Raw genomic sequence first — 9373 nt, 5'->3', positions numbered from 1 at the left:
ATTAATTATAAAAAAGAAAAAATAGAACAAAGGTTTAATTTAAAAACATGTATTTACATCATATGTTCGATGTCTGAACATACACTCGGATAGGTAAACAACGCATTCTTTACATCACTCGCATTCAAACCGTATCTCATCGCCATTGCAAATATATTTATGACCTCTTCTGCCTCAGGTCCGAGAATGTGAGCTCCAAGTATCTTATCAGTCTGTTTATCGATAATTATTTTGGATGCCGCATGATTTAAATTAAGTCTCTTTGAGGAGTACCAGCTGCTTCTGTCATTATAAATTACCTCATGGGTATCTTTGACATCATCTTTGGTGATTCCTACACTTGCCAGAGGAGGCAGTGTAAACACTACCGCTGGTACGCCTGTATAATCCACTTGTTTGTTATTTCCTTTGATGATGTTTTCAGCCGCTGCATCAGCCTGAATACCTGCAACAGGTGTTAGCTGGGGTCCCTCTTCTGTACAATCACCGGCAGCATATACTCTAGGATTGGAAAGACTCTGCATGTATTCATTAACTGCTATACCTTTTTTGTGAACCTCGACATTACCTTTATCCAATCCAAGTTCATCGATATTAGCAGACCTTCCACCACCATGAACCACAAGGTCAGTAGTAAACGTATTCTGCTTTTCATTTTCTGTTGTCACTTCATACTGGTCACCCTTTTTTTCGATTTTGGTGACCTTGTGACCAGTTAAAACGTCTATGCCTGCATCTTTTGATGCTTCCACGGCTACATCGACCATATCAGAATCAAACGTTTTAAGAGGCTGTTCTCCTCTCTGCAAGATTAAAGGTTTTGATCCTGATCTTGCGGCTATATTAGCAAATTCAAAGGATATATACCCCCCTCCCAGAAACACTATATTGTCTGGCAGGTTTTCCAATTCCATAAACTCATCACTTTTTATTATATGCTCTTCACCGGGTATATTCAATTCTCTGGGTTTTGAACCGGTTGCTATTACGATATAATCTCCTTCTATCTGGTCATCACCCACTTCTATTGTCTTTTCATCAGAAAAACAGGCAAGTCCATGATAAGCATCAATACCATGAGAGGTGAAATTTTTCTCTATCATATCAGGAAATGTTTGGATGAATGTCCTTTTAAAAGATATAAGAGATGTCCAGTTTATAGTTGTATCCCTATCCAGACCAGCAATTTCTTTCATTCTATTGTTCCAGTCGACCAGTTCAGCACCTCCGACAAGAACCTTTTTGGGGTCACATCCTCTTAACGGGCAGGTGCCTCCAAAGGGTCTGTGGTCTATGACAGCCACATTTTTACCTGCGGAATTACATTTGTGGGCTACAGTAGAACCTGCAACCCCTGTACCAATAACAACAACATCATATTTTTTCATTTATACCACCCGATAGAATTTATTTCCTGCTGTAGTTGCCCATTAACTCCCCTTTGCCAACAACATGACCTTCCATTGCCTTCTCAATTTCCTTTTTGGTCGCACCTTCACTCTTATCAAGTTTTGTATCAAGAGCATAAACTTTGAAGAAATATCTATGAGTTCCTGAAGGTGGACAGGGTCCACCATAGGATGATTTTCCAAAGCTGTTTGCTCCCTGTACACCAGGAACACTGTTTTCTTTTATGCTCGATGACGGGTCTATGTTCCATACAACCCAGTGTGTGAATGTACCTATTGGTGCATCAGGGTCATCCATAATCAGTACCAGACTTTCTGTTCCCGACGGTACATTACTAAACTGTAAATCCGGATTTATATCCTCTCCGTCACAGGAATACTTCTTCGGGATTTCTCCATTATGTTTGAATGCACTGCTTGTTACCTCTATATTCTCCATTATTATCTACCTCCTATTTATTAATTCATTTTTTGGCTTTGTTCATTATATCAATAACTTCATAATCAGATACGTCATACCAGTTTTCATAGACCTGTGCCACTGCATGGAAAAAGGGAGGAATATCAAGTACAATAATATCGTCCACAACTTTATTTATCATATCAGCGACCTGTTTTCCCGCGACTGGTACTGCTACCACAATTTTACCTGCACCTTTGTTTTTGCAGAGTTTGACAGAAGCTCTCATTGTAGAACCCATTGCAAGACCATCATCTGTAATTATTACAGTCCGACCTTTCATATCAGGCAGAGATTCACCATTTCGCAATATTTCTATTCGTCTTTTAATTTCATCTACCTGTTCCTTTTTTATCTGTTCTATCATCTCCTCTGATAGTTCTCTTGCGGCGATTTCATTGATGAATGAACTCCCATCTTCTGTAACTGCTCCAAAACCCGCCTCAGGGTTATAAGGAAAAGGCAATTTTCTGGAAATAAGCAACGATAATTCTGCATCAAGATAGTTAGCTACCTGATAACCTATTTCTACACCTCCCCTGGGAATCGCCAGTATCAGAACGTCCTCATCAAGATACTTTTCCAGCGATTTTGCAAGTTGTTTACCTGCATCTGTTCTGTCTTTAAACATCTTACCCACCTCCCCTACAAGTCATCGATAGATTTCAACCGATGACCCGGATGGTATATTTGTACTAGGCATACATAATTCTATAACTTTTTTTGCAACATCATCAGGCTTTAGATGCGGTCTGCCCGAAAACATTGACCGGTACATATCAGTATCCACACCACCCGGACACACAGCATATACCTGAACATTACTTCCCACTTCACGTGCAGTAGATTCGGTCAATCCAATGACACCAAATTTTGATGCACTATAAACAGATAACTCTGGAATACCAGATTTCCCTGCTCCTGAAGAGATATTAATTATTTTCCCGGAATTATTATACTGCATATGCGGGAGAGCATGTTTCATACCCAGAAAAACACCCTTTAAATTGACCTCTATTACTTTTTCAAATTCGTCCATTGATGTTTCAACAAACGGCTTCCTTAGACCCACTCCTGCATTGTTTACAAATATATCGATACCACCAAACGCATCGATACTTTTTGATACCAGATTTTTTACATCATTTTCTTTGGTTACATCTGTCTTTACTGCCATTGACTGTGTTCCGATTTCCTCTACCTCTTTTTTTGTTTCTTCAATATCAGATTCAGTTCTGGCAGCTGGAATTATATTTGTTCCCTCTTTTGCCAGTGCAAGACAGATGGATTTACCTATACCTTTACCTCCACCTGTTACAACGGCTGTCTGGTCTTTTAATTGCATTTTCTCTACACATCCCCTTATAACAATAAATCTAAGATGGTTGCTCAACTTCCCTTTATAAAGATTTCTAATTCAAGTATTTATAAGTACTTATTATAGATACAGTATATAAACAATAATCCTATATCCCTGCAAATCTTAATTAGAATATGATGTACTCTGAAGTATGTCCGTGGTGGCTCTATTTTGCACTGGATAACAGAATCCGTAAATCGATACATAAACCTGAACAAATTCTGGACAATTATGTCGAACTCGGACAAAAAGTTATGGATTTTGGATGCGGACCCGGTACATACACAATTGATATGGCACAAATGGTAGGTAGAAACGGGAAAGTTATCGCGGTAGATTTTCAGGAAAAAATGCTTAAAATACTGGAAAAAAAGTGCAAAAAAGAGGGTCTTGAATCAAGGGTTAAAATACATCAGAACAAACCTGAAAGTATAGGTATTTCAGAAAAAGTGGATTTTGTACTGGCTTTTTATGTCATCCATGAACTTCCCGCCATCGATAATTTTTTCACAGAGTTGAGAACCATTGTAAAACCAGAAGGTAATTTGCTGGTGATTGAACCAAAGTTGCATGTAAGAAAACGTTTTTTCGACAGAATAGTATATTCTGCCAGAAATCATGGATTTGTTCCACAATCAAGAATTAATATCAGATTTAGCCATGCAGTTTTATTTAAAAATGTAACAAATAAATAAATTAAACATTAACTGGTTCACTTAACATTTTTCTTATAATTTGATGACCATTTAAATAATATTATATTTATACAATGTATAGGCAAGTTAGAATGCAGGAAGAATATCAAAACAAATCAAAACAGGAACTTATACAAGATTTAAAAAAATGCCAACAGCAGATAAATTACTTGCAGGAAAGAAATGAAGATTTACAAAAAAATGAAACGATTTTATCCGAAGCGGAAGCACTCACCCATACAGGTGGATGGGAATGGGACATTGAAAATAACAAATTAATAGTCTCAAATGAATGGCGTGCCATACACGGATGTAAAGACAACAGTAAAAGAAATGTCATATCAATAGACCATTTGGCAACAATTGCACATCCTGATGATTTACCTTTTATTAAAAAAGCCCAAAAAGATGCACTTGAGGGTATAAAACCCTATGATATTGAGCACCGTATAATCCGACAGAATGATGGAGAAGTAAAGCATCTTAAAGTAATGGGGAAAGTGGAAAGAGACGATAACGGTAAACCTGTTAAAATGTATGGAGTGGCACAGGATATCACTGAATACAAAGAACTAAAGGAAAAACTGCAAAGAACTATTGACGAGTATTACAATCTTTTTGACAGTATGAATGATGCTGTTTTTGTACATGATTTAGATGGTTATTTGCTGGATGTAAATAAACATGCTGTCGATGTATTGGGATATACAAAAGAAGAATTAATCAACAAACATGTGGCTGAACTTTCTGATATCGAAGATGAAAAAAGTACTATAGATAAAATTAGTCACATAAATAATAATAAACAACTAAAGTTTGAATCCGTTAAACTCACAAAAAATGATGAAAAGGTACCATTTGAAGTAAATTCAACATTGGTTCTGTACAGAGGAAATCCTGCCATACTTAGTATTGCACGAAATATTACTGAAAGAAAAAAAGCTGAGGAAGAAATTAATAAATATGCAGAGCAACTAAAAAATATAAATGATGAACTTGAAACACGTGTCAGCGAACAGACAGAACAAATCAGAAAAAATGAAAGGATTCGGGAACTGGAACTTCACCACCGGATTAAAAACAATTTACAGATTATAAACAGTTTAATAAACCTGCAATTTGAAAATTTTGATGATGAAGATGTTATTAATGCATTCAGAGATACCCAAAACCGTGTCGCTTCGATGTCCCTGGTTCATCAGAAACTGTATCAATCTCAAGAATTAAACAACCTAAGTTTAAATGATTACATAAAAGACCTTGCTGAAAATCTAAATGACCTTTATAGCAATAGTAACACCAAAATTAACGTTGATGTGCAGGACTTTCACTTAGGTATTGATACTATAATTCCTCTTGGAATGATTGTCAATGAAATAGTTTCAAATTCTTTAAAATATGCGTTTTCAGATGATAATGGGATTATTAACATAAAATTTTACAGTAACAACTGTTATGTTTTAATTATAGAAGACAACGGAAAAGGAATCCCCGATAATATTGATATAGAAAATCCTGACACACTTGGATTACAATTAATAAATACTCTTATAAAACAGTTAAACGGTGAAATCGTATTGGACAGAAAGAATGGTACTAAATTTATAATAAGATTTTAACTAAAATATTTATAATTATTTTGTTCATATTATCCTTAATAAGTTATATCAGGGCTATACACAACCAGCAATAAGAAAATAACCATAAAAAGGGGATTAAACAATGGAAAATATGGAATTACCAGAATTTCTTCAAATACTTAAAGAAAAAGATCCCAAATATGCAGCCAATCTGCTGGAAAATTTTTCAGAAACCCAGACTGATGGAGCTTTACCTGCAAAGACAAAATTGCTAATAGCCATGGCTCTTGATGTCGGTAATGGAGATATCGATGGAGTTAAAGCCTTATCAGAACACGCCAGAGAAGCAGGTGCTACTGAAGAAGAAATACTTGAAGTAGTAAAGGTTATAGGGTCAGTCTGTGGTACTCAGGGTTTGTTTTATGCCACTAAAGCCTTTAAATAAGCAACTGGCATAATACCAAATGTATGATGACATATAAACCAAAAACGAGTGGAGAGGACATGGATTACACTATATTAAATAATGATTTGTTCATCGATTTTTTCATATTTTTTGTTGTCATACCTCTTTTTTTGACTGTTGTTTTTTTTAGTCCGTAAAATGAATGGTTTATACTACGTACTTCAAATCCTGAATTGATTCCCATCTATTTTTAAAATTATGCCCATGGTAATATTCTGCATTTTCTGCAAAACCTTATCCCGTATTACCTATTAATTTCTCTTATTTTCAGATTCCATGATAACAGGTATCAATTTTATACTGATATGTTTCTAATATTCGGGATATTACCGCTATTGATATCGTTCAGCAACATCATAAGTTTTCAGTATAAAAACACATTTGGTTTTTCAGGTATTGTTGCCGCGTTGGTCTCATACCTTTTGTACACAGTATATACCTACATTCAAAAACAATGTAACCTCTATTTCAGAAACATCATTCCTGCTTTTATTTTCGGGTTTACAGTTTTTATAACTATCCTCAAATATCAGATTGTATATACTGTCAATCTGGAGTTTATATTAATTTTCTTTTTTATGCTGTTATTTACAGCAGTTTTTTACAAAAACGAGCTGGAAGAATTAATAACATCATCAAGGACTCTACTGGAAATTTATATTAAAAAATCATTAATTAAAAATAAGTTTATAGATATATTCACTAATTTGTATATTTTTATGACAATAATTGTTTTTATAATTGTGATTTTTCTGTCTTTATTTCCGGTTAATATAAATAAAATCAATATATTAAGCCATTACATCGGGTACTGTTTCGGATTGTTCGCACCTTTTGTATCGAAAACATTACAAAAATTAAAGTTTTACCAATAATTCTGTAGGTCTGCTCCAAAAGTTTTATATAAACATCTACTATTTGGTTATAACGTGTTGGATGATAGGAATCGGATAACAAACGTTTTATAAAATATTATAAAATATCTCAACACATTAAGTGATTTGAAATGAAGCAATCATTATTAGATGTCATATTTCTTTCTGATAAAAGGAAGAAACTACTCTTATTGTTGAACGATAACCCGAAAAATATCGATTATATAAAGACCTCACTTAATGTTACTTCTACGTCTATACTGCCCCAGATAAAGATATTGAAGGAAAAACAACTGATAAGTTATGAACATGATACAGAGCTTTATAAATTATCAGATATCGGAGAAATTATCGTTGAAAATATGCAGCCTCTTCTGGATACTGTCAATGTATTTGAAGAAAACCTTGAATACTGGGCATCCCGTGATTTAAGTGCTATTCCAGATCACCTTTTAAAAAGGATAGGAGAACTCGGGCACTGCACACTCATCCAGCCCGACCTGAACCATATGTTTGAACTTCCTCAGGAAGTTATTGACAATATGTACAAATCAAACAATATAATGGCTATTTCATCCTGTTTCCATCCAAGCTATCCTTCACTATTTCTTGAAATTGCAAAAAAAGGTACAGACATATCCATAGTTCTGACAGAATCAACATTTGAGAAACTCAAAAATGAATTCAGAGAAAATACAGAAGAATTTCTGAAAATGAGCAATTCAGAACTTCACATATCCAACGGAAATATAAAGCTAACAGCAGCCGCTATAACAGACCGATTTGTATTTTTATGTTTCTTTGATAAAGACCAAAGATTTGATCTCCAGTATATTATGAGTTTTGATGAAAGCGCCCTGATATGGGGTCAAGAACTGTTCCAGTATTATATAAACCAGTCTACACCTGTTACAAAAATATTAGAATTAAAAAAGGAACTATAAGCAACAATTAATTACAAATTAAAATCATTTATTTCTCTATCCCTAGGTCTAAGGGGTTCATTCCTATCTGGTATGTAACCCTTTCCCTCACCATTTCATTTTCGAATCTGCTACCTTTTGTCTGCTGATAATCACCTTTACTTACATGTTTCTTGTAATATACTACATCAGAAAGCTGTATATTCAGGTTGTTCTCGTTACAACAGGTTGCAACAGAATCATTGTAATGGGTTTTCTCCAGACCTAGAACCTGTTCTCTCTTGAACTTGGTTATGTATCCGAATGTTTCTTGGAACTTCCAGCTTAGTTTTCTGATTTGTGACCTCACTATACCCATCTCTGTCGGATATTTTGTATTAGATGGTTTTTTAGTTATCGTGAATTCACGAGAAACGTCGCAAGGAAGCCCACTGTTTTAACAGTGGGGGGAATTGCGACCATCGGTATTTATATTTGGATTTAAATTAACTCTGTCTAATTGATAAGTGTATCCATCGAACCTCTGTACTAGTTTGAAATATTTGTGGTTTATACCCTGTGCAATCCTTTTAGTACCATTTTTGATATCGAAATATCCACTGCTTCTGCATGCGACTGCACCTTTCCAGGTGCCTTTATACTTTCCATCTTCAACTATCGCTTTTATGATGTCTCCGGACTGAAAACCAAATAAGTATTTGATTCTGGGTGCGGTTTTCCTCGGAAAACCATATCTATCCAGTTTACATCTCTTGTAACTGCCTCTCCCCTTAGCGTGGATATACAGAACCTCGTTTGCTTTTAATTTAAGATCATCCGGTGTAGATTTTCCAACACAGCATGCATCGAAGTGATGATCTTTCGGCAGGTTCAGTTTTATCCTGTTCATTTTTGTTAAAGCACCTGTTCCACATTCTACAGGTAAACCAATACCCTTCAATACATCAAGGACCTTCCATCTTGTAGAGTTAACAATCGCTGTATCTTTCAAGGATTTCTTGGCTTTTTCATGCACTTGAGGGTGACCGAATTCTTCAGCTGTCATGTTACCTTTGTTCTGGTTGCAATCATGACATGCAATTGCCAGATTGCTGACTCTGTCAGAACCACCTTGACTTCTCGGTACGATGTGTTCTACCTCTAACTGTACATCCTGTCTACCGCAATATACACAGGTTCTTTCGAACTTTTCAAGCAGATATTCTCTGACTTCATAACCCTGTAGAGTACCTTGTTGGTACTCGACACCTTTGATTTCAGGGTTTTCCATCAACTGAGTGTCGAATTTGATGTTTTCATAAGATATTGAATTGATAGGAATCAGTTTTTTTAACTTTCTAACCCATGATTGTATATTGTCCACTCTGCTCTGCAGAGACGGCGGTAACCATCCTTCAGGCCTTCTTCTGTTATTAAATCTTGGTTTCCTGTATCTCAAGTTTTTAGATCTTCTCCTGCGTCTGAAACTCCTCCTATCATCCAGTTTCTTTTTAATATCAGTTCTGTGATGGATCTGAGCTAACCAGATTACATCTCTGTTGTTCTTCAATATAGTTAATCCAGTGTATCTTGAACCGTAGTCGATTTTGAGTTTGAAATCATCTT

At 35.3% G+C, this 9373-nt stretch carries 10 protein-coding genes; 4 read left to right on the top strand and 6 right to left on the bottom strand.

Annotation, left to right across the window (positions count from 1 at the left end; genetic code table 11):
- Positions 1 to 53: 53 nt before the first annotated feature.
- Genes QZ276_RS04835 through QZ276_RS04820 form a run of 4 tightly spaced genes read right to left on the bottom strand, consistent with a single transcriptional unit; the run spans position 54 to position 3214 of the window.
- The gene (locus QZ276_RS04835; protein WP_292485798.1) at positions 54 to 1388 is read right to left on the bottom strand and encodes an NAD(P)/FAD-dependent oxidoreductase; all 1335 of its coding nucleotides are present in this window, start codon (positions 1386 to 1388) and stop codon (positions 54 to 56) included.
- A 19-nt stretch (positions 1389 to 1407) separates the two neighbouring features.
- Positions 1408 to 1848 (bottom strand): YbhB/YbcL family Raf kinase inhibitor-like protein, encoded by a 441-nt coding sequence (locus QZ276_RS04830; protein WP_292485797.1) that lies wholly within the window; start codon positions 1846 to 1848, stop codon positions 1408 to 1410.
- A 25-nt stretch (positions 1849 to 1873) separates the two neighbouring features.
- Positions 1874 to 2500, bottom strand: coding sequence for a phosphoribosyltransferase (locus QZ276_RS04825; RefSeq protein ID WP_292485796.1), 627 nt, complete (start codon positions 2498 to 2500; stop codon positions 1874 to 1876).
- A 21-nt stretch (positions 2501 to 2521) separates the two neighbouring features.
- Positions 2522 to 3214, bottom strand: a complete 693-nt coding sequence (locus QZ276_RS04820) for an SDR family NAD(P)-dependent oxidoreductase (protein ID WP_292485795.1) — start codon at positions 3212 to 3214, stop codon at positions 2522 to 2524.
- A 149-nt stretch (positions 3215 to 3363) separates the two neighbouring features.
- Here QZ276_RS04820 and QZ276_RS04815 point away from each other — a divergent pair, with 149 nt between their 5' ends.
- The 4 genes from QZ276_RS04815 (at position 3364) to QZ276_RS04800 (ending at position 7789) form a co-directional block, all read left to right on the top strand.
- Positions 3364 to 3924 (top strand): class I SAM-dependent methyltransferase, encoded by a 561-nt coding sequence (locus QZ276_RS04815; protein ID WP_292485794.1) that lies wholly within the window; start codon positions 3364 to 3366, stop codon positions 3922 to 3924.
- A 74-nt stretch (positions 3925 to 3998) separates the two neighbouring features.
- On the top strand, positions 3999 to 5543 hold the full coding sequence (locus tag QZ276_RS04810) for a sensor histidine kinase (protein WP_292485793.1): 1545 nt from the start codon (positions 3999 to 4001) through the stop codon (positions 5541 to 5543).
- A 103-nt stretch (positions 5544 to 5646) separates the two neighbouring features.
- Positions 5647 to 5949 carry a carboxymuconolactone decarboxylase family protein gene (locus tag QZ276_RS04805; protein ID WP_292485792.1) on the top strand — a complete coding sequence of 101 codons (303 nt, stop codon included), beginning with the start codon at positions 5647 to 5649 and terminating at the stop codon, positions 5947 to 5949.
- Between the two features lie 1027 nt (positions 5950 to 6976).
- Complete coding sequence (locus tag QZ276_RS04800; RefSeq protein ID WP_292485791.1) at positions 6977 to 7789, top strand: winged helix-turn-helix domain-containing protein; 813 nt, start codon at positions 6977 to 6979, stop codon at positions 7787 to 7789.
- Positions 7790 to 7817: 28 nt separating this feature from the next.
- Here the strand turns inward: QZ276_RS04800 and QZ276_RS04795 are convergent, their stop codons facing one another.
- Both QZ276_RS04795 and iscB read right to left on the bottom strand, forming a co-directional pair.
- A complete protein-coding gene (locus tag QZ276_RS04795; protein WP_292485789.1) occupies positions 7818 to 8117 on the bottom strand; it encodes a hypothetical protein in 300 nt (99 codons plus the stop codon).
- A gap of 87 nt (positions 8118 to 8204) precedes the next feature.
- Positions 8205 to 9373: RNA-guided endonuclease IscB (gene iscB, locus QZ276_RS04790; RefSeq protein WP_292485787.1), on the bottom strand; the 1169-nt coding region annotated here is incomplete at its 5' end.

This window comes from Methanohalobium sp. (assembly GCF_018609725.1).
In the GTDB taxonomy this organism is placed as follows: domain Archaea; phylum Halobacteriota; class Methanosarcinia; order Methanosarcinales; family Methanosarcinaceae; genus Methanohalobium.
The sequence above is the reverse complement of the archived record's forward strand: the minus strand, read 5'-3'. Positions and strand labels throughout refer to the sequence as shown.

Bases quoted from the DNA above. Each gene is read 5' to 3' on its own strand.
- QZ276_RS04835 (WP_292485798.1), bottom strand. From the start codon at position 1,388: ATGAAAAAATATGATGTTGTTGTTATTGGTACAGGGGTTGCAGGTTCT.
- QZ276_RS04830 (WP_292485797.1), bottom strand. From the start codon at position 1,848: ATGGAGAATATAGAGGTAACAAGCAGTGCATTCAAACATAATGGAGAA.
- QZ276_RS04825 (WP_292485796.1), bottom strand. From the start codon at position 2,500: ATGTTTAAAGACAGAACAGATGCAGGTAAACAACTTGCAAAATCGCTG.
- QZ276_RS04820 (WP_292485795.1), bottom strand. From the start codon at position 3,214: ATGCAATTAAAAGACCAGACAGCCGTTGTAACAGGTGGAGGTAAAGGT.
- QZ276_RS04815 (WP_292485794.1), top strand. From the start codon at position 3,364: ATGATGTACTCTGAAGTATGTCCGTGGTGGCTCTATTTTGCACTGGAT.
- QZ276_RS04810 (WP_292485793.1), top strand. From the start codon at position 3,999: ATGTATAGGCAAGTTAGAATGCAGGAAGAATATCAAAACAAATCAAAA.
- QZ276_RS04805 (WP_292485792.1), top strand. From the start codon at position 5,647: ATGGAAAATATGGAATTACCAGAATTTCTTCAAATACTTAAAGAAAAA.
- QZ276_RS04800 (WP_292485791.1), top strand. From the start codon at position 6,977: ATGAAGCAATCATTATTAGATGTCATATTTCTTTCTGATAAAAGGAAG.